The sequence below is a fragment of the Leptothoe sp. EHU-05/26/07-4 genome (assembly GCF_043421015.1).
GTDB lineage: Bacteria > Cyanobacteriota > Cyanobacteriia > Phormidesmidales > Phormidesmidaceae > Leptothoe > Leptothoe turfae.
Genome location: NZ_JAXSQV010000004.1, coordinates 580,293 through 599,716 on the forward strand (window position 1 = coordinate 580,293; position 19,424 = coordinate 599,716).

General features: G+C 49.5%; 14 protein-coding genes. 5 read left to right on the forward strand and 9 right to left on the reverse strand.

The window, feature by feature from the left end; all coding sequences use genetic code 11:
• Window positions 1-37: 37 nt before the first annotated feature.
• Entirely contained in the window at window positions 38-1,192 is a 1,155-nt protein-coding gene (locus U2F10_RS15575) for a murein hydrolase activator EnvC family protein (protein WP_163670357.1), read from the reverse strand.
• A 288-nt stretch (window positions 1,193-1,480) separates the two neighbouring features.
• The gene (locus tag U2F10_RS15580) at window positions 1,481-2,137 is read right to left on the reverse strand and encodes an SOS response-associated peptidase (protein ID WP_163703718.1); all 657 of its coding nucleotides are present in this window, start codon (window positions 2,135-2,137) and stop codon (window positions 1,481-1,483) included.
• Window positions 2,138-2,196: 59 nt separating this feature from the next.
• On the opposite strand from U2F10_RS15580, the gene U2F10_RS15585 reads away from it, so the two are divergent.
• The gene (locus U2F10_RS15585; RefSeq protein WP_163670359.1) at window positions 2,197-2,541 is read left to right on the forward strand and encodes a DUF952 domain-containing protein; all 345 of its coding nucleotides are present in this window, start codon (window positions 2,197-2,199) and stop codon (window positions 2,539-2,541) included.
• 95 nt (window positions 2,542-2,636) lie between these two features.
• Here the strand turns inward: U2F10_RS15585 and U2F10_RS15590 are convergent, their stop codons facing one another.
• The 5 genes from U2F10_RS15590 to U2F10_RS15610 all read right to left on the reverse strand — a co-directional run bounded on the left by U2F10_RS15590 (window position 2,637) and on the right by U2F10_RS15610 (window position 12,901).
• Window positions 2,637-4,940 carry a choice-of-anchor Q domain-containing protein gene (locus U2F10_RS15590; RefSeq protein ID WP_499872653.1) on the reverse strand — a complete coding sequence of 768 codons (2,304 nt, stop codon included), beginning with the start codon at window positions 4,938-4,940 and terminating at the stop codon, window positions 2,637-2,639.
• A gap of 752 nt (window positions 4,941-5,692) precedes the next feature.
• The gene (locus U2F10_RS15595; protein ID WP_499872655.1) at window positions 5,693-5,815 is read right to left on the reverse strand and encodes a hypothetical protein; all 123 of its coding nucleotides are present in this window, start codon (window positions 5,813-5,815) and stop codon (window positions 5,693-5,695) included.
• 132 nt (window positions 5,816-5,947) lie between these two features.
• Window positions 5,948-9,961: a tetratricopeptide repeat protein gene (locus U2F10_RS15600; RefSeq protein WP_499872657.1), complete on the reverse strand. Its 4,014-nt coding sequence runs from the start codon at window positions 9,959-9,961 to the stop codon at window positions 5,948-5,950.
• Window positions 9,962-10,394: 433 nt separating this feature from the next.
• Window positions 10,395-12,086 carry an AAA-like domain-containing protein gene (locus U2F10_RS15605; RefSeq protein ID WP_499872659.1) on the reverse strand — a complete coding sequence of 564 codons (1,692 nt, stop codon included), beginning with the start codon at window positions 12,084-12,086 and terminating at the stop codon, window positions 10,395-10,397.
• 140 nt (window positions 12,087-12,226) lie between these two features.
• Window positions 12,227-12,901 carry a Uma2 family endonuclease gene (locus U2F10_RS15610; protein WP_499872661.1) on the reverse strand — a complete coding sequence of 225 codons (675 nt, stop codon included), beginning with the start codon at window positions 12,899-12,901 and terminating at the stop codon, window positions 12,227-12,229.
• Between the two features lie 125 nt (window positions 12,902-13,026).
• On the opposite strand from U2F10_RS15610, the gene U2F10_RS15615 reads away from it, so the two are divergent.
• Window positions 13,027-13,626 carry a hypothetical protein gene (locus U2F10_RS15615; protein ID WP_163670369.1) on the forward strand — a complete coding sequence of 200 codons (600 nt, stop codon included), beginning with the start codon at window positions 13,027-13,029 and terminating at the stop codon, window positions 13,624-13,626.
• 20 nt (window positions 13,627-13,646) lie between these two features.
• Here the strand turns inward: U2F10_RS15615 and U2F10_RS15620 are convergent, their stop codons facing one another.
• Both U2F10_RS15620 and U2F10_RS15625 read right to left on the reverse strand, forming a co-directional pair.
• Window positions 13,647-14,252 carry a LysE family translocator gene (locus U2F10_RS15620; protein WP_499872663.1) on the reverse strand — a complete coding sequence of 202 codons (606 nt, stop codon included), beginning with the start codon at window positions 14,250-14,252 and terminating at the stop codon, window positions 13,647-13,649.
• A gap of 151 nt (window positions 14,253-14,403) precedes the next feature.
• The gene (locus tag U2F10_RS15625; protein ID WP_163670373.1) at window positions 14,404-14,850 is read right to left on the reverse strand and encodes an Lrp/AsnC family transcriptional regulator; all 447 of its coding nucleotides are present in this window, start codon (window positions 14,848-14,850) and stop codon (window positions 14,404-14,406) included.
• 235 nt (window positions 14,851-15,085) lie between these two features.
• On the opposite strand from U2F10_RS15625, the gene U2F10_RS15630 reads away from it, so the two are divergent.
• The 3 genes from U2F10_RS15630 to U2F10_RS15640 are packed head-to-tail and all read left to right on the forward strand — an operon-like array spanning window position 15,086 to window position 19,084.
• Window positions 15,086-16,525 (forward strand): TldD/PmbA family protein, encoded by a 1,440-nt coding sequence (locus tag U2F10_RS15630; RefSeq protein WP_499061710.1) that lies wholly within the window; start codon window positions 15,086-15,088, stop codon window positions 16,523-16,525.
• Window positions 16,522-17,889: a TldD/PmbA family protein gene (locus tag U2F10_RS15635; RefSeq protein ID WP_499872665.1), complete on the forward strand. Its 1,368-nt coding sequence runs from the start codon at window positions 16,522-16,524 to the stop codon at window positions 17,887-17,889. Before U2F10_RS15630 ends, U2F10_RS15635 begins: the two co-directional genes overlap by 4 nt.
• Before the next feature lie 40 nt (window positions 17,890-17,929).
• Entirely contained in the window at window positions 17,930-19,084 is a 1,155-nt protein-coding gene (locus U2F10_RS15640) for an AI-2E family transporter (RefSeq protein WP_163670379.1), read from the forward strand.
• The last annotated feature ends 340 nt before the right edge of the window (window positions 19,085-19,424 follow it).

Here is a 19,424-nt window from a genome sequence, read left to right on the forward strand (position 1 = left end):
CTGTCGCAAAAGATGTCTGTGCGCTTGTAATCTAGTTCTACAAGAATCCCATGGGATCTACCGGATTACCATTACGACGCACTTCAAAGTGTAAATGTGGCCCAGTTGAAAGACCAGTGGAACCTATTGCTGCTATAGATTGCCCTTTTACCACCGCTTGGCCCTCACGAACATTTAATCGACTGGCATGGGCATAGAGGGTGGTCAGCCCACCACCGTGATCAATAATCACCGAATTACCATAGCCACCGTACCAACCCGAAAAAATGACCTTGCCTGAGTCAGCGGCGGTAATGCGGGTGCCATAGGGCGCACCGAAGTCCACACCAGCATGAAAGCGACGATATCCCAGCACAGGGTGTATTCGTGAGCCAAAACGACTGGTGATAACGCCTGAGGTGGGAATGCTCATCTGGCCTGTGCCCAGTACGCTGCCATTGGCTGCGGCAATGCGCTGGCGAATTAAATTAGCCAAACTTTCAGAATCTCGCGCTAACTGAGCCTGAGCCGCTTCTAGCGCACTGCGATTATCCTTAAGCCTGGTGATCAGCTGAGTTTGCTGATCTGCTTGAGCCTCGTATTGATCCCGTCGGGCGAGCAGCTGTTGACGTAATAGGGCAATAGAATTCTTCTGAGCTTCCACCCCTTGCTGCTGCCGGACGATAAAATCAGCTTTTTCTTGAAGTTCCGCCATAAAATCGCGGTCTGCCTGGTAAATCTTACCAAGCCGATAGCGTCGCTCTAAAAACTCGTTTAGGTTTTCACTTTTAAGCAATACAGCCCAGCCTTCGGCATCCTTCTGTCTTTGCATAAACTGCAATCGCTGTACCGCGCCGATTCTGACCGTTTCATATTCGTTCTGGGCCATGGTCAGCGTATTTTCTAGACGCTTTAGCCGCTCTTGGGCTTGGGTGATTTGAAACTCCGTTTCTTCAATTTTGAGATCAGTAATGGTAATACTGTCCTGTAGGCCTTCTAGCTGTTGAGCTGCTTCGTTTTCTAGATTCCTTAGCCGGTTTTGTTCTCTTTCTAAATCTTGCTGCTGTTGTTCATTTTTTTTCTGTTGCTGTTGTAACTGTTCCAATGGCGCACTGTTTTGAGTTTGCCCCAGAGCTATGGGCACTAAAAACGACACGCCAATTATCACACTGGCAAAGAGGGATAAAAACCGCTGTGTTCGTTTTGCAGTCATTGGTTTTGTCAGGAACTCGCTTGATCACCAGCTGAACACACGCAGCACATGATAGCCCGACTTGGTGATTTAAAAAACGAAATTCATCTATAACGATTTTCAGTTTAAGGGTACTGTCCATCTGATCACAGTAATGGATTCTGCTGTACGAACTTAGGTGTTTTCTCAAGAAGGCCACACCAGCTGGAGGCCCCCTTAGCCCCTAATTCTGGGGGAAAAGATTCAAAGCCCCCAGAATTGCGGGTTTGGGGGCCTTGATAACTGGTAGTTTCTTTCCTAGAAATGTCCTTAAACTTCAAGGGGCGCGATACAATCAGCTAACTCATTGCGGGGGCTATTGACCAATGTGCTGACTGGATAAGCCTCCATGTCGTTGGCATTGTAGGGTTGCATTAATCCCTGTACTTGGGCTGGTGTTCCCGTTAGCCAACGGTCATAGTCTGCGTTAGGAATAATCACTGGCATCCGATTATGGATAGGCTCCATCAGTTCATTCGGTGTCGTGGTGAGAATTGTACAGGTTTCCAGGTAACTGCCATCGCCGCTTTCCCATTGCTCCCACAGGCCAGCAAAAGCAAATATAGGCCGTTCTCTCAGGTGAATATAAAAAGGCTGCTTCTTTTTATTGCTAGCCGTGCGCTGCCATTCGTAAAAACCATCGGCTGGAATCAGACAGCGCCGACGTTTGAAGGCTGCGCGAAATGAGGGCTTCTCGGCGGCGGTTTCAGATCTAGCATTGATCAGCCGATAGCCGATTTTGTAATCTTTAGCCCATGAAGGAACCAGACCCCATTGGAAGATGCGATAGTCAGGACCGGCAATGATCGCTGAGACAGGTTGAGATGGAGCGATGTTATAGCGCGGTGGTGGTTCCGGCTCTGTGGTGAGTTGAAAGGCCTCAGCTAAGTCTGCGCCGGAGTGGGTTTGGGTGTAGCGACCACACATGGGGAGTAATGTGAACTGAGACAATTGTACTAAAAAATTTTGAGAGGGAGGATAAGGCGATGGAAATGCTGTATCGCATTGCGCCAGCGGCTGATGTGCAGATGGCCGCGGCGCAGGGATGGTTTGAGTCAGCTGATTTAGCAGAGGAAGGCTTTATTCACTGTTCGTTTTTGCACCAGGTCATGGGGGTGAGCCGTCGGCACTATGCAGGGCAGCAGGGGCTGGTGTTGTTTAGGATTGACCCGGCAGCGATGGATTGTGAGATTCGTGTGGAGAATACGTCGGGTGGAACGGAGTTGTATCCCCACATTTATGGGCGGGTGCCCTGGGCGGCGGTGAAGCAGGTTTATAAGGATACCTATGATCAGGCGGGGGTGTTTCAGTTGCCGTTGGCGCTAAAATAAGCTTCCTGCATAAATCCCCGGTTTCCATTAGGCCCAGGCCAATTCTAGAAACCGAGGATCTGTCGGGGTATGGCGGAATAGTTATGGCGCGGCCATTACACGGCCATTCCACTTAAGATGCCTGACTGACCTTCCAACGCTAGGAAGGAGATGGATTCGGGGGTGTGGTTGAGCTCACTATTGAGGGACTTCTCTTCGTAGACACCGACACCAAAGCTCTGACGGGTGATATCGTCAATTCGGATGTTGGCGGTGTCTGCACCGTAGAATGACCCCAGTTTAGCGATCAGTGAAGGTGCCGTATCAAACCCTGCCTTGAAGTTGACCTGAGAACGATTGTGATCGTAGCTGCGGCTGGTGGTTCCCCCGTGTAATAGTGTGTCACCATCACTTGCTGTGCCCTGCTCAATGGCCAGCCAACCTAAGGTTTCAGTGGCATGTCCTCCCTGATTTAAGGCTTCTTCTTCTTGCATTGCCAGTTGGAAACCTTGGGAAGATTGTTGTTTGACACGGGTGGTCACCCAATCGCCACCGTTGGTGGTTTGTACCTGGGACAAGATTGTGGGAGTTTTGTCGAAGCCCTGTAGCTTCCTGGTATCAAAGCCTTGGGAGGTCAAACGGTTGGAGTTGTAAGTGCCAGCTGAGATGCGAGTGCCATCGTTAAGGGTCCAATCGCCAGCCTCCATGACGAGATAGGAGAGGGACTCATTTTTATGGATGCCGTCGCTGTAGTTGGGTTCCTGGAGCCTGATTTGGAAGGATTGTTTGCCCACATTGCGGAGACGTATAGCGACTGGGTCTGAATCATTGACTGTGGGGTCAGAAACAAGGACAACTGGGTTTTTGTAGGTGTCATCTAGGGAAACCGTTTTCCATCTATGGTTGAGCGTGAGATTGCCGTATTCGCCAATAGATTCTATTCGGGCTTTGGGAGACGTCGAAAAGGTGCCTTCAAATGCACTAATATTGGCGCGATTATTTTGTTGTATGCCACGTTGGTTGCCTGCGATCGCACCGGCTCGACTACCTCCATCAATGGCGGGGCTACCGGAGCGCAGCGGATGGATTAGGGCACCGTTGCGTTGTTTCAAGGGGGCTAGCTTGGGATCTGCAACCAGGCTGTTTTTTAGCACCCGCATGGACTTGCGATCGCTAGAAAATTCAACATTGCCGCCCCCATCAATGGCCTGAAAACCCACTTGATTCTGACGTTTATCTTTGTCAGCCGTATTAAAGGCAATGATGGAGTTCTTTAAGGTTACTGCATGGTTTCTGGCATACCAGAGGGCTCCATTGGCCCGACCTGCCGAGTTATAAGCAATGGTTGAATTGGTGATGTTGACAGGTGTAGAGCGATTGTTCAGGAACATGGCTCCGCCAGCATCCTTAAACACTCGATTGCCTGAGAAAGTGCTATTGACGATATTGGCGGGTAAATTGGACTCCAGCCATAGGGCACCTCCTTGTTGGGTGGCGGTGTTGTTGGCCAAGGTTACATTCTCCAGGTTTAGACCTATTTTGGCCCAGATAGCTCCCCCTTTGGCATCCCCTTTGGCATTGAAAGTCACTTTGTTATCGATGATGACGGTGTCTTTGATGATGGCTTTATCTTTGCCATAGCCCCAGAGGAAGAGTGCACCGCCCATCCCTTGTGCTTGATTGCCTTCAAAGCGACTGCCTCGGATGACAATGGTGCCTTTATTGCCAGGACCGGAATACCCGATGGAACTAACCCCATCTGTGAAAATTGCTCCACCGCCACCTCTGTTGACAGCAACGTTATTGCGAAAGACAGAGTTTTCAACCCGAAAGGCAACGGTGGAGCGACCGTAAATGGCTCCACCATTAAAGCCGCGATTATTTGCGAAGGTGCTTCCTTTGACGATTAAGTGAGCCCGCGATTCGTCATGGGAAATGGCCCCAGCACTAAAACCTGCATACTTGTTGGTGAGGGTACCATCATTGCCTGTAAAGCGACTGTTGATGATGTTTGCCTTGGCAAGATGCCCGACACGAATGCCACCACCTAAGGCTGAGGTATTGTTTCTGAGGGCCACATTGAATAGGTTCAGGGTACTTTCGTGGCGTGTGAGGATGCCGCCACCGCCACCTTTGGTTTTGCCATTGGCGATGGTTAGGTTCTTAAAGGTAGCTTTCTGATTTCGTTCCACTAGGAACACACGGCTAGAGTTATTGCCGCTGATGGTTAAGCCAGGTGCCTTTTTGCCATCAATTGTGACTGATTTATCGAGTGAGAGTTGTCCACTGGTCAAACTAATGGTTTTCTGTGAGAGTTTTTTGGCGAACTGGATAGTATCGCCTTTTTTGGCTTTTGCGATCGCGCTTCTAAGTGATCCTGCTCCTCGGTCTGCTGTAGAGGTGACAGTGATAGTGGCCATAGCGAGTTTAATAATGGTTGCAGATGATTTTGGCGCAGGGAAATTCCGACAGGTCTAAGCGCTGTCGGAAGCACAACAATAATGTCGGTTAGAGCTGTCTGATTTAGTGCACCGCCTGAAACGCGGTAACAATTAATACCCCGAAATCCAGATTATGGGTTGCGACCATATAGACCACTTACCTCTGAGTAGGGTATGGCCCGGATAATGGTTTGATTGAGGGTAAAGTCTTTACCGTTCAATATCTTTTCGTGTCGCTAAAGAATGTGTAGGGAACTAGATTTTCGGTAAGATGCATTGCCAAAGAAAGGTTTGTGCGGGCTCTACCCTCTTTGACTCCTTTGTAGTTTTCCCAGAATTTAATTCATTAAAACTTCTTGGGTGAGTGCTTGTCAAATCTATAAACAGATTCAAACCCACGAAACCCAACGATACCAAGCGATACCAAAGATATCCACAATCGTAGGTTGCGGTTGAGCCACCAGAATAAACGTTTTATGCCGGAATCTCAATCTTGCGAAACCCAACGAAGCCGATAATTCCAAATGGTGATTGTATAAAAAATGTTGGGTGTTGTGTTGGTGGCGGTTGGAAGTGTTGGGTTTCGTGCCTCAACCGCAACCTACGGTGTTCCGTCAAATGGTGATCGTGTTGGATAAACGCTTTATACCGGAATCTCAATCTTGCGAAACCCGACGAAGCCAACGATATCCGAAATCGTAGGTTGCGGTTGAGTTGCCAGAATGAACGCTTTATACCGGAATCTCAATCTTGCGAAACCCAACGAAGCCAACGATATCCGAAATCGTAGGTTGCGGTTGAGCCGCCAAAATAAACGCTTTATGCCAGAATCTCAATCTTGCGAAACCCAACATAGCCGATAATTCCAAATGGTGATTGTATAAAAAATGTTGGGTGTTATGTTGGTGGCGATGGTGGTTGGTGTGTTGGGTTTCGTGCAACAACCGCAACCTACGGTGTCTTGCGCCATGGCATTGGCAAACCCGCTACTCTGCTGGACAAAGCTCGATCAGGGGAATGTCTGTGGCTTGGCTAACCGCATAACATTGTTGTTGATACTCACTGACAGAAGTGTTGCGAATGCCATCGAGTGCATCTGTCATCCAACGCTGAGCCCGTTGCATAAGCTCTTCCTGGCCTAACTCTTTCATAATAAAAAATGCTTGTTGAAGAGTGTCCAGGGCTTCTGGATATCGGGCAAGTTCAACATAGACTGTACCAATTAAATAGGTTCTATATGCTTCACTAGAGCGCAGTCCTAATTCCTTTGCGATATTAAGAGCTTGCTGATAATAAACTAAGGCTTCTTCATCTCGATTTTCGTTGTCATAGACGCCACCAATATTGCTGAGGGTGACGCCTTCGCCCGCGCGATCGCCCACCTCGCGCCGAATGGCCAAGGACTGTTCGTAATAGCTGAGTGCCTCAGCATAGTTGCCTTGAGCGCGATAGACTAAGCCAATGTTGCTGAGGGTGACGCCTTCGCCTGAGCGATCGCCCACCTCGCGCGTAATGGCCAAGGACTGTTCGTAATAGCTGAGTGCCTCAGCATAGTTGCCTTGAGCGCGATAGACTAAGCCAATGTTGTTAAGGGTGATTCCTTCGCCCGCGCGATCGCCCACCTCACGCTGAATGGCTAAGGACTGTTGGTAATAGCTGAGTGCCTCAGCATAGTTGCCTTGAGCGCGATAGACAGCGCCAATGTTGTTAAGGGTGATTCCTTCGCCTGAGCGATCGCCCACCTCGCGCCGAATGGCCAAGGACTGTTGGTAATAGCTGAGTGCCTCAGCATAGTTGCCTTGGTCATCATAAAGGAAGCCAATGTTGTTAAGGGTGATTCCTTCGCCCGCGCGATCGCCCACCTCACGCTGAATGGCTAAGGACTGTTGGTAATAGCTGAGTGCCTCAGCATAGTTGCTTTGAGCGCGATAGACAGTGCCAATGTTGTTAAGGGTGGTTCCTTCGCCCGCGCGATCGCCCACCTCGCGGCGCATTGCTAGCGCCTGTCCATAAAGGTCTAAAGCTGTTGTATATTCAGACCGATGCCAATAAATACCTCCAATTAAATCTGTAGCCCTTGCCTCACCATGTCGATTATCAATCGACTGATGAATATCCAGAGCCTTTTGATATTCGTCCAAGGCAGAAGCATATTGTCCCTGAACGTCATATAACCATCCAATGGTCAGGCGCATATTGCCCTCGCCAGATTTATCTCCCAACTCTGCCAAATAATTGAGGGCTAAACGATAGTTGTCTAGTGCCGCATCATAGTTATATTGCTCAGCCCTAAGCTGACCCACACCACGCAAACTATCACTCAGACCTTTGATATCATCAGCATCTCTAGACAGTACTTGTGCATACTCATAGTCATTAAATGCTTCATCATAGTTGCCCTGGCGCTTTTTAATGTCAGCTATCTTTCTCCAGGTTTCTGCCTCGCCAACACTGTCCTGAGCAGCTTTAGCAATAACAATAGACTGTGCATACTGTTCCAGGGCTACTGCTGTCTTACCCTGAAAATCATACACATCCCCCATATAGCTACGAATCTGACCTTCTCCAAATTGGTCTTTAATGGCTATAGCAATTTCTAAACTCTCTTGATGGATTTCTAAGGCCTGATTGGGTTTGCCCGTAGCCAGATACACACGTCCCAGGTGCATTAATGCCTGACTTTCACCTAATCTATCCTTTGTTTCACGGGTGATTGCTAAATGTTGTTCATGAAATATCAAAGCTTCGGAATATTTGCCCTGGTTATAAAGCACTTCTCCCTTATTACCCAGGGCCTGTCCTTCCCCTTGCCTGTCTTGAATCTCTATAGCAATTTCTAAATGTTTCCCGTGAAACTCTAAAGCTTGAGGATATTGCCCTAAAACATTATGCACTTCGCCCAGGTTTCCATGCACATAACTCTCTCCTCGTTTATTTTGAGTCTCTTGAGTTTTTTCTAAACCATCATTGAGGAAGCGAATAGCTGTTTGTAAACCACCCAGTTCATAAAAAGTATTTCTAAACCGCTGAATGCCTAAAGAACCAATAGAAAAACGAATGGCTTCCCGAGCTTGTTCTCTTTGATTAACGGCAATATTGCGAGACTTTTCTGCACTTTCGCGTTCTTCATTAGCTTGGTCGCGTGCTCTCTGTGCTGTGTCTACTGCCTGTGATACTCGATTAAACTCGGTTTGAATACTAGAAAGTTGTGTTTGAAAATTTTCTAACAGGCTATTTTTATCCGCTAAATCCTGATTAAGCCCTACCACTTGTCTACGGATAGTTTCAGCCTGTTGTTTCGCTGTTGCTGCATCTGCTAAAGCTATGTTTGCCTCTTCAGTAACTTCTGCATTGGCTTCAGTTAACTGTTCATTTGCTTCTGAAAGATCTTCGTTATTTTCAAGTAGATCATTATTTTTTGTCTCTAATCTTTCGAGTGATTTTTGAGTCGTTAACAACTCTATTTCTGAGTCTTCAGCAATTTCCCTCGCTCTACGGGCTTCCTCTCCCTGGGCAAGAGCATGGTTCCCAGACCAAAATGCTCCTGCTAAAGCCATACTTACCAGGCCTATGCCTATGCCAGTAGTCCAACGGGCTTGTTGATTAATACGCTTGAGATCTGCTTTAGCATCTGCCAACTCATCATCCGCCCGCTGAATCGCCTTATTCTTTGTATTCAACAACTGCGTCTGCTGTGCCACCGTCGCCTGCACTGCTGCCAACTCAGCCCGCAACCCCAGTTTCTGACTCTCCACCAAATACTCATAGTCCTGTTTTCCCAAACTACGCGACTCCGACCAGTCCAGCGCATCGGTCAGCTCTTTCCCCTGCAACAACAAACTATCCTGCGGGTCCGCTACCCACGCCTCCAACTTCTCCCCATAGGGCCGAATACTCACCAACGCATCCCTTATCCAGTCCTGGGTAAACACCGTCTGGTAAATCGGGTTATACACCTGTAGCCTGCCATCCTGCTCCACCACCAGCCCTGATAACCGCAGTGCCATTTGCTTAGCACTGCCGTCTACTGGGATATGCCCCCGCTCCACAATCTCCTGATACAGGCTCAACAACTGTCCCGCCCGTGAATTCTCCCTTAACCGGTCCCGAATTGTCTTTAAATGGGGCGGCTCATCCTGCATCTCCCAGTTGTCAATAATGTGGGTATGCACCACCTGAGCCACCAGCTGATCAGCTGTGGGTTGTTCTGCTGTGCGTTCCACCGCCTGAATCACTAACTGACATACCTTCTGGGTTAAAAAAGGCTGTCCCCCCGTCCAGTGCAGCACCGCCCGCAACACCGCTTCTGGATCGCTCACTTTCTTGGTTAACCCCGGCAGCAGTGGAGCCGCTTCATCAAGCGTAAACCCCGTTAGCTGAATCGCTCGACCAATATTAAACGGCGTCCGTTCTTTTGCCTGGATCAAATTTGTCGGTGTGGCCACCCCAATCAGAGCAAATGTCAGCCGATTATAGTCAGGGTTATCCGCGCGATTGTTAAAGCACTCTCGAATGACGGCAAAAAAATCATCCGCATCAAATTCCAGGCTGAGGACGCTGTCAATTTCGTCTAGAAAAATCACCATGGGCTGGGCCACCGTCCGCAACAGCACATGGCTAAGAAACTTACCAAACCGTCGCACCGGGGGCAGATTATGGTTCTCCTCCCACCAATCATCCAGATCAAAGCCAGGATCTAGCCCATCGATATTAAACCGATCCACCAGGCTATCCATAATGCCGAAGTACCACTCTGCCGGTTCGATAGTAGTGGTACCCAAGCCGCTCACATCCAAAGACGCACAGGCCACCCCTTCCGCCTGCAATCGGTTAGACGTGCGCACCCGCAGGCTAGACTTACCCATCTGCCGTGAGTTTAGTACATAGCAAAACTCCCCAGCCTTAAGCAACCGGTAAAACTCTTCGTCTGCCGCACGCTCAACATAGGTTTGGGCATCTGGCGGCAGGCTACCGCCCACTTGATATCGATACTCAGCCATGATCTTTTAGGGGGTGTGCATCAGGAAAGTAATCGTTTAACGAACGCTGAATCTTGAATGAAGTCCAAGGTCTGGAAAATTATCACAATCGCTCATTTTGGCAACGGTTCCCCTTCGCAAGGCTACCGTGTACACATAAGTCCTGGAACCTAGCGTTCGCGGTTGTCTAACCCCCTCTAACTCCCCTTTACCAAGGGGGAGGACCGGAGTTTCCCCCCTTACCAAGGGGGGATTAAGGGGGGTAATGCAAGATTGTGAACTCCCTTTCGAGATGTATGTACACCGCCTTCGTAGGGGGAACCAACGGAGGGGCTTGGATAACTTGCGCCAACGATCGAAGACCCCTCCGCCTTCGGCACCTCCCCTTATAAAGGGGAGGATCTTACTCAACAATGTCCTATCAGGGATTTGCCGCATATTCAATTGTTTAACCTCACAACCGCGATTGGAAATATTGCCGGTATAAACCACATAACGGCACCACTGCATTGCCGTCATACTTCACCAGACCCATACTGTGGAGCTTAAAGGCTTCTGTGGAGCCAATCTGTACCGGTTGATAGCTGGGAATCACTTGCTTAAAGGCCCTGAGCAAAGCTGAATCCGCTTCCAGATTAAGTAAATGCCGCCGCAGATGATCGCTGTATAAACCACCCTCAGTGGGTGCTTCTTCCATCAGCTGAGTCAAACTCATGCGACCTCGCGCCAGCTGGTAAAGTGCTGCCCGCATGAGATATGGATGTCCCCCCACCAATTCCACTAGCTGCTGTTTTTGATGGGCAGAAAGACTGAGCTGATGCCGAGCAATCAAGGTTTCGATTTCGTCTGCGTTCAACTGCCGTAGTTCAAGGGGTAACCCCACATTAAAGGGGGAACGGTTAATGCTGAGGGGAACGTACACCTCTTTGGAATGGACAATTACCAGATTGAGCTTGCGCCATATGGGGTTGGTTTTACCTTCTTCGTGCCATACCCGCAACATGCCAAAAAAGTCTGTGGCGATTTCGGGATGCTCAAACACCTGATCCACTTCATCCAGGCCTAACACCAGCGGTTGCTCCAGCTCCTTCAACAAGTAGCGTTCAAAATAGCGTTGACATCGGCGGACGATGCCTCGCGCTCCTTTCCAATAGTCCGTCAGCCGATCTTCTAAATCCAGCTCTTCGGTAACGCTGCAGCAAAACCACTGGAGAAACTCATCCAGGTCGTTCAGGGTTTCATTGTCAGAGGTTTGAAAGCTTAAGCGCACCGTCTCAAACCCGTGTGCCCTGGCATGGGCCATGCTTCTGACCAGCAGTGATGTTTTCCCTAGCTGTCGGGGGGCCTTGATCCGAATCAGAGACCCCGGTCTAACGACGGTTTCATAACAGTCGGTTTCAATGGGTAGCCGTTCTATATAAAAAGGTGAGTCTAAGGGTACTAGTCCCTCTGGTTCTTCAAGGGTGATGGGTTTAGCAGTTTTAGCAACAGAACGTTGCTTAGTTTCTGGTTCAAGCTCAGGTTTGGCTTTATTGTTAGTCTTTGATGTTTGGGGCTCTGGAGACTTATCGAGTTTTTCGGTTAACCCTTTGCGTATTTTCAGAATGGGGGTGGCAACTTCATCAATGCCCTCTAACGCAATGGCTGATAGGCCAACTTCATAGGCAAAGGGCACCGGATGGCCATAGCCCAGGGCATCATAAAAACCAACGGCAAACTCAATGGCGGCCCTATCTCCCATGGCATTGGTCATGCCGACCACATAGTCCACATGCTCCACCACGGCCTCTGCTTGATGCTGCGAATAACAGGCGTTAAGCAGCACACATTCTACACTTGTAAAGAGTCGGAATAGACGCGATAGGGCAATGCTGCTGACGGGTTTAGTCTCGCCCGTGTCATTTTCTAAGAGCAGTCCTGCGGCTCCAGCACCGTGGCCTGAAAAATGAACAATTTGGGGTTGGTACTTGAGCAGGGCACGCCGCAGATCGTCAGGTCGGGTGGCCCATTGGGACACTACGTTAAAGCTGTCCCGTTCTGCGGATAGGTTTAATCCTGCTTGGATTTCACGAACTTCTTCGTCTAACCGCAAACGGCTAGTATCTGAAGGATTTGCCGTCAGGATCAGGATCGTCTTTGCTGCCATGGTACTTGGCAAAAGTGGGGGCTAATGGGGAGCAGGTATCTGTCTTTACTCTAGTCTCTGGAGAAAAAATATTTTCGACAGCTTAACTAAAAATTTTGATACAGCTTTCCAATGGTCGTCTATTACCCCCAGGGGTACTTTTACAACGACTCTGGATTCACCCCTAATTCCCGCAATTGTTCTTCTAATGTCTGAATCCTTTGCTGATCTGCTTGCCTGAGTTTCCGTTCAGCTTCTAGCAGTTCTCCCAGCTCCACGTAGGTCAAAAACCGTTCCCCATCAGGCCGATAAATTTCTAACGTTTCTTCCGTTAGCTCAAACCGGATACCTAAGGCCGGACTTACCCAGCCTCGCATATCACTAACTAACTGTAGTGCCTTTCCCGAACGTTGCAATCCGGTCAGTTCATTATCATCTGGGTTGTAAATGTAATATTCCTCCACACCATGCATCTGATAGAAATTCAGCTTCCGTAGCATTTCCCCAGAGCGATTCCCCGGTGACAAAATCTCAAACACCACCTGGGGCGTAATGCCATCTTCTAACCACTGCCGATAAGATCCCCGATCTCTTTTTGGACGACCAAACACCACCATTACGTCCGGTGCTTGACGTAGCTTTGGATTCCCCTCCACCGGATACCACAGCAAATCCCCGGCAACAAAGACATTTGCATTACCCGCAAATAGCCGCTCCAGATTTTCCTTAATTACTACGATCCACCGGAACTGCTTCGTATTGTCGGCCATGGGTTGCCCATCGCTGTCAGGGTATTGCTCAGGAAGCTGACTGTCGGAGATTAGCTGCTGAACCATAGGTCTGGCCTCAAAATAGTCTGTACTCTAGTTTAACTTCACCAGTTAGAGCTTAGCCGTTTGCTGGATAGACAGGAATTCTCAGCCCATCTAATAAAATGGAGCTGTTAAGCAGGGCGAATTTTGTGGCTTACAGTCAATTCAAAACCATTGCCAGTGTAAAAATGGCCTTTGACCTCACTGTGGTTGAAGGTAAGCGATTTTTACCAAAACTCGACGATATTACTCCATCTGCTATCCTTGCTGGTTATCTCCAAGAAAGCCTGCCTATTGTCGCTACATCCGGCAGCGAGAAAGCCCGCTCTGAAGGCATTATCTACCCTGTCCTATTAGAAGTACGTCGTTACCTGGATCGCCACGTCAGTCTATTTTCAGGAGAAGACTTTAATGTTGATGAAACCGTTGGCTTGAATGGCCAATGTGATTTCCTTATCACCCGCTCGACCGAAGTGCTTGAAATTGAAGCGCCTGCCATTATTGTGGTCGAAGCGAAGAAAACGGATCTTAAAACTGGTTTTGGTCCATGTATTGCTGAAATGGTAGCGGCCCAGCGGTTTAATCAAGATCAGGGAAATGAGATTGCAACCATTTACGGCAGTATCAGTAATGGAATTCAGTGGCAGTTTCTGTCCCTTACAGAATCCATGGTCACCATTGATTTGGCCGTATATGCCTTACCTCCTGTTGAGCAAATTTTGGCATCCCTAGTATGGATGGCATCATAGTCGTTGTTGTTTTCCTCGCCTTATCCCCGCCAGCTTAGGGCAACAATCCCAAACCCGGCAATCAATACCCCAAACACACGATTTACCCAAACCAATCGCCCAGGTGTTAGCCAATGGCGTAAGCGAGATACCCCACTGCTTAGAATCAGCCACCATAGAGCCGAGCCCAAAAATACGCCACCGACCATTACTACTGCCTGGCCATAGTCCAGTCCTGTCGGGGCAAAGCCAGCGAACAATAGCACGAAGGATAAAATCGTGGCTGGGTTTGTTAAGGTCAAACCAAATGTGGATAGATAGGCTCCGGCTAAGCCAGTGCGGCTAGTCTCTGTGGTTTTCTCGGCGGGTTTACTCAAAAATGTGGTGATGCCTAGATAACAGAGAAATAGGCCGCCGATGATGCCCAGCCACCGGGCCTGATTCGTTAGGAAATTGGAGATAAAGGCCAGGCCGAAGGCTGCGATCGCACCATACACCCCATCCGCCGTTGCCGCCCCCAAACCCGACAGCAAGCCTGTAATGGTCCCATAGGAAAGACTGCGCCGAATACACAACAACCCAATCGGACCGACGGGGGCCGCAATCGATATCCCCAACACTAAACCCCGCAAAAACAAAGAAATCATGGCAATACACCCCAAATTTATCGATTAATCCGTAGGGGCTCCCCTTGTGGGTGCCCTGCATCGCATAGACCCAATATCGAATGGTTTCTCAGAGGAGACATCCCTGTAGGGGCTCCCCTTGTGGGTGCCCTGCATCGAACCCCACCCGTCCTTAAACCGCCAACGCCGTTGTTTCCTTCACCGTCGATAACGCAATCGATGTCTTCGTCTGCAAAATTCCTGGCAGTCCCTTAATGTCCTCACTGAGAATCTGCTCCAGGTCAGCCATCCTGCCGCACCGCACCTTCAGTAGATAATCCCCATCTCCCGCCACGTGATGACATTCCTGGATGGCAGGTGTCCCCTGGACATAGTCCAAAAACCCCTGGCGATATTGCGGATGCTCCAATACCACCGCCACAAACGCCGTGATGTCATAGCCCAGTTCCACCGCATCAACCACCACTCGATAGCCCTGAATAATGCCGCGTTTTTCTAAACGCCGTACCCGTTCGCTAATGGCGGGTGATGACACCCCATAACGAGAAGCCAGGTCAGACCACGTCACCCGACCATCCACCATCAATGCCCCTAAAATTTTGCTGTCAAGGTCGTCCATTAAAAATGTATTTAAGTATTTTTTGATTTTACCTTGTTTTTTTAAGTTATAAATCTATTTTTTATTTTTAAATTAAGGCTAATTTGGATTTTTCTTAAATAATTTAAAAAGAGGTGGTTGCTAGTAGAGGGTCTGCCCCCCCATTGAGGGGCTGGATGAGTAAGAATTACTACTATCAAGACAGGGTGTAGTACGCAGGATTGCTTTACGCCTGGTCTGCACTACCCGAGAAAATATGTTTAAATTCCTTTCTGACGTCGTCACAGCTACGACGGTCTCTACCGACTGGATCGGTATTCGTGCCGTCAAAGATATAACTAAGTCCTGTGCTATCCGCGATTCACATCCGGAACGCAACACTCAACAATTTGGCCATGGAGCCATGGTGGAAGTGCTGGCTCAAGGGCAATTTGGCTACAGCGCCACCAATGATCTCTCGGCGGCTGCCCTGACCAGGGCTATTGAGTCTGCTTACCATCAGGCCATTGCGGCTAGTGTCTGGGCAGTCCACAGGTTTACAACAGCTGCCCGACCCAAAGCTACTGGGAATTATGTATCCCCCCATCGCAAAGGGTTGGATGCCCTATCTCCCGCTGAACTCAATCAAATTTTGCTGCAGGTTTGCGATCGCCTGAAGGTCTCTGACAAGATTGCTCAGACCAGTGCATCTGCTAGAAGCCATGATATTGAGACCTGGTTTGTCAGCAGCAATGGTTCAGAGATTTACCAGCGTGACTACTTAGTAGAGACCCACTTTGGCACCATTGCCCAAGATGGGCCGACCACACAACTGCGCACTGACCATGGCTATTTAGCCCATAGCTATCAAGGGGGTTGGGAGCTATTTCCAGATTTAGATCTGTGGCAGCGGGTGCAGCAGGTGGGAGAACAGGCGGTGGAGCTGTTGGATGCAGACAATTGTCCCAATGTGGCCACTACCCTGGTGCTGGCCCCCGATCAGATGATGCTGCAAATTCACGAGAGCATTGGGCATCCCTTAGAGCTGGATCGGATTTTGGGGGATGAACGTAACTATGCCGGGGGCAGCTTTATCAAATTGGAGGATTTTGGCTCTTTAGAGTATGGCTCCCCCTTGATGAATGTCACCTTTGATCCCACCGTGCCCGGTGAGCTTGCCAGCTATGGCTTTGATGATGTGGGTACTCGGGCTACCCGTGAGTATTTGATTTGTGGGGGTAAACTGGAGCGAGGCTTGGGGGGGCTGGAAAGCCAGCAGCGTTCCCAGGTGCCAGGGGTGGCTAATTCCCGGGCGTCCTCTTGGAATCGACCCGCCATTGACCGCATGGCCAATATTAATTTGGAGCCGGGGGATCGCTCCTTTGAGCAAATCATTGGCAGCATTGAGCACGGCGTCTACATGGAGACCAATCGTTCCTGGTCTATTGATGATCAACGCCACAAGTTTCAGTTTGGTTGTGAGTACGGCAAGCTGATCGAGAATGGCAAGCTGACTCGCACCATCAAGAACCCTAACTATCGCTCTGTCACACCGCAGTTTTGGCACAGTCTTTCCCAGGTGGGCGATCGCAACACTTGGGAAATGTATGGCACCCCCTTCTGTGGCAAGGGAGAACCCAATCAGCTGATTCGGGTGGGGCATGGTTCGCCGATGTGTGCATTTGACAATATTGAAGTGTTTGGGGGTGCGGTATGAGTAGTGTTGTAGCGGAAACAGTTGCAGAATCAGTGACGACTAAGGAATGTGTTTTTGGTCAGCTGGCTGATGCGTTAGCCTCCGCCCATGCGACCATTAATCATTACACCTTGACCATCAGCGGTGAAGATAGTCAGTTCACTCGGTTTAATCGGGCCCGGGTGCGGCAAACGGGGCAGGTAAGCGATGGCAATCTGACCTTGACCCTGATGCAGACCGATCGTATAGCGTCAGCGACGGTGCCCTTTGTGGGAGATTTTGAAACTGACTGGCCGTTGCTAAAAACGGCATTGGACGATTTGCAGGCCATGGTGCCTCAGTTGCCGGTTGATCCGTTTTTGGTGTTGCCTACGGGGTCAGCCAGCAGTCGCACCGTCCATCAGGGAGAGCTGTTGGCAGCCGATGCGATCGCATCCACCCTGCTCGATCCGGTCCAATCCCTGGATTTCACAGGTATTTATGCCGGTGGCCTCATCTTCCGAGGGTATGCAGATTCTGCCGGTCAGCATCACTGGTTTGAGAGCACCAGCTACAGTCTGGATTTCTCTCTATTTGATCCTCAAAATCGAGCTGTCAAAGGCACATTTGCTGGTAGCCAATGGCAGCAGGCCCAGTTCATCGATAAAATCAACCAGGCTAAACAGCAGTTGACCATGATGAGCCGTCCGGCCAAAACCATTGAGCGGGGGCAGTATCGCACCTATCTTGCACCAGCGGCTGTGGCTGAATTACTCCACATGTTTTCCTGGGGCGGTGTAGGGGAAGCCGACCTGCAGCAGGGCAACAGTGCATTTTGCCTATTGCGTCAGGGCGAGCGTCAACTTTCGCCTAAATTTAACCTGCGGGAAAATTTTCATCAGGCTAATACGCCTCGATTTAATACCTATGGTGAGGTAGCCCCCCTACAGTTGCCCATTATTGAGCAGGGGCAGTTGGTCAATAGTTTGGTCAGTTCCCGTAGCGCTAAGGAGTACCAGACACCCTCCAATTACGCCAGTCGTGGTGAGCATTTGCGTGCCCCCGAGATTCTGCCGGGAAAATTGGCGGCTGACAAAATTCTATCCAGCTTGGATCGAGGGCTATATCTTTCCAATTTGCACTACCTAAACTGGAGCGATCACCCCAATGCTCGGGTGACGGGCATGACTCGCTACGCTTGCTTCTGGGTAGAACATGGGGAAATTGTTGCTCCCATTGAAAATCTGCGGTTTGATGAAAGCCTGTATCAATGCTTTGGCGATGGTTTGATTGATCTGACTGATTTTCAAGAAACCATTTCCAGTATCGATACCTATGACCAGCGCAGTCTGGGGGATAGTCGTGTACCGGGTGTGTTGGCGGATGATTTTACCTATACGTTATAAAGGCCAGTAGACTAAAAACACTGCACCCTATTGCCACTTTATGGCCAAAGAATCCTGGGCCGAAAGCTCAGCTAATAATTCACCTCAGCGGTTAACCATCTCTGTCAGTAGTGTTGTGCTGTTAATAGCAGCCATTCCATTATTGGTTCTACTGTGGCAACTCAAAAGTTTACTGCTGCTGGTGATGATTTCAGTCGTCCTGGCCTGTTCAATTGCTCCTGTTGTTGACTGGGCTGAACGCTATCGAGTCCCTCGCTGGCTGGGGGTAATCTTGGTCTATCTCACGTTGATCGGTGGCCTGGTTTTGCTGGGGTTGCTGATTGGCCCAACGGTATTTGAACAGGTAGAACGGATCATTCGCCGCTTGCCGGTGGCGATCAGAGGGTTACTCAATGAAGCCGATGCTTGGCTGACGGCCTTTACGGATACTCAGGCCTTAACCACTAATGAACTTTTTACCCAGCTAATTGATGTCCAGGGCTTGATTAGCTGGACGATTAAGTCGAGTCAGCAGTTGCTGATTCGTTCCTACGGGGTAACCACGGGCATTTTGGGGGGCGTGCTGAGTTTAGTGTTGGCCCTATTTGTGTCGGGCTACATGGTGGCTGACAGTCGGACCCTGATCAAAAACTTGACCCGCTTGCTGCCGAGTCCATGGGATGAGCGAATTTTGGCCCAGGTACCTCCCATGGGGCAGCGGATTGGGGGATATTTGCGGGGACGGATTGTGGTGTCGGCGTTGCTGTCCGTTGCCACTGGTGTGGGGCTGAGTTTACTCGGTTTAAGGGATTTAGCAGTGGGGCTAGGTGCGATCGCAGGCATCACCAATTTGATCCCATTTTTAGGGCCAATTTTAGGGGCCGTGCCAGCTCTGTTAGTGGCTATTCCCCAAGGCGGCTGGACGTTTTTATGGGTGCTTTTGCTATATGTTGTGGCGCAAAATCTTGAGACCTATGTCCTTGATCCATTGCTCGTAGGCTCCTCTGTGGGAGTACATCCCCTGTATCAGCTACTGGCGGTTTTGGGCGGGGCCCAGGTCTTAGGCATTATTGGTGCATTAATCGTTCCTCCCTGGATTGCTGGAGGTGCTGTGCTGCTTGAAAACCTATATCTGCGTCCCAAGCTGATTGCTGAACGGCAGCAGCGCCGCAGTGGAGCTTTACCAGAATTAGCTGCGTTTCAGGCGGATAGCTAACTAAACCCTGTGTAATTAGTGTCGAACGCCATCAATTTTTGGAGCACCCTGTCTGTGAGGCTCTGATGAAGTTCCGTTGATACGGACGACTTGTGCTACAAACTCACTGTTCGTACATACGTCAGGCTCTGCTGACTCTAGGTGTGTGCCTCTGTAAATTCCTAGAAAATAGTGAATAAGCAGCTGGAAGTGTCCCTAAATTAGCAGCGGTCTACATTAAGTTAATGTGATGAGTTAATGTCGCCTGCAATAGTTTGTTTATCTTGCCGTAATTTAACCAAAGACCCTAACCTTAGGTTGGATAATTTGTCATGGTTACCCTCTATGGCATGTCAAATTA

Bases quoted from the DNA above. Each gene is read 5' to 3' on its own strand.
- U2F10_RS15590 (WP_499872653.1), bottom strand. From the start codon at position 4,940: ATGGCCACTATCACTGTCACCTCTACAGCAGACCGAGGAGCAGGATCA.
- U2F10_RS15640 (WP_163670379.1), top strand. From the start codon at position 17,930: ATGGCCAAAGAATCCTGGGCCGAAAGCTCAGCTAATAATTCACCTCAG.
- U2F10_RS15630 (WP_499061710.1), top strand. From the start codon at position 15,086: ATGTTTAAATTCCTTTCTGACGTCGTCACAGCTACGACGGTCTCTACC.
- U2F10_RS15605 (WP_499872659.1), bottom strand. From the start codon at position 12,086: ATGGCAGCAAAGACGATCCTGATCCTGACGGCAAATCCTTCAGATACT.
- U2F10_RS15625 (WP_163670373.1), bottom strand. From the start codon at position 14,850: ATGGACGACCTTGACAGCAAAATTTTAGGGGCATTGATGGTGGATGGT.
- U2F10_RS15635 (WP_499872665.1), top strand. From the start codon at position 16,522: ATGAGTAGTGTTGTAGCGGAAACAGTTGCAGAATCAGTGACGACTAAG.
- U2F10_RS15575 (WP_163670357.1), bottom strand. From the start codon at position 1,192: ATGACTGCAAAACGAACACAGCGGTTTTTATCCCTCTTTGCCAGTGTG.
- U2F10_RS15610 (WP_499872661.1), bottom strand. From the start codon at position 12,901: ATGGTTCAGCAGCTAATCTCCGACAGTCAGCTTCCTGAGCAATACCCT.
- U2F10_RS15585 (WP_163670359.1), top strand. From the start codon at position 2,197: ATGGAAATGCTGTATCGCATTGCGCCAGCGGCTGATGTGCAGATGGCC.
- U2F10_RS15600 (WP_499872657.1), bottom strand. From the start codon at position 9,961: ATGGCTGAGTATCGATATCAAGTGGGCGGTAGCCTGCCGCCAGATGCC.
- U2F10_RS15620 (WP_499872663.1), bottom strand. From the start codon at position 14,252: ATGATTTCTTTGTTTTTGCGGGGTTTAGTGTTGGGGATATCGATTGCG.
- U2F10_RS15595 (WP_499872655.1), bottom strand. From the start codon at position 5,815: ATGTTGGGTTTCGCAAGATTGAGATTCTGGCATAAAGCGTTTATTTTG.
- U2F10_RS15580 (WP_163703718.1), bottom strand. From the start codon at position 2,137: ATGTGTGGTCGCTACACCCAAACCCACTCCGGCGCAGACTTAGCTGAG.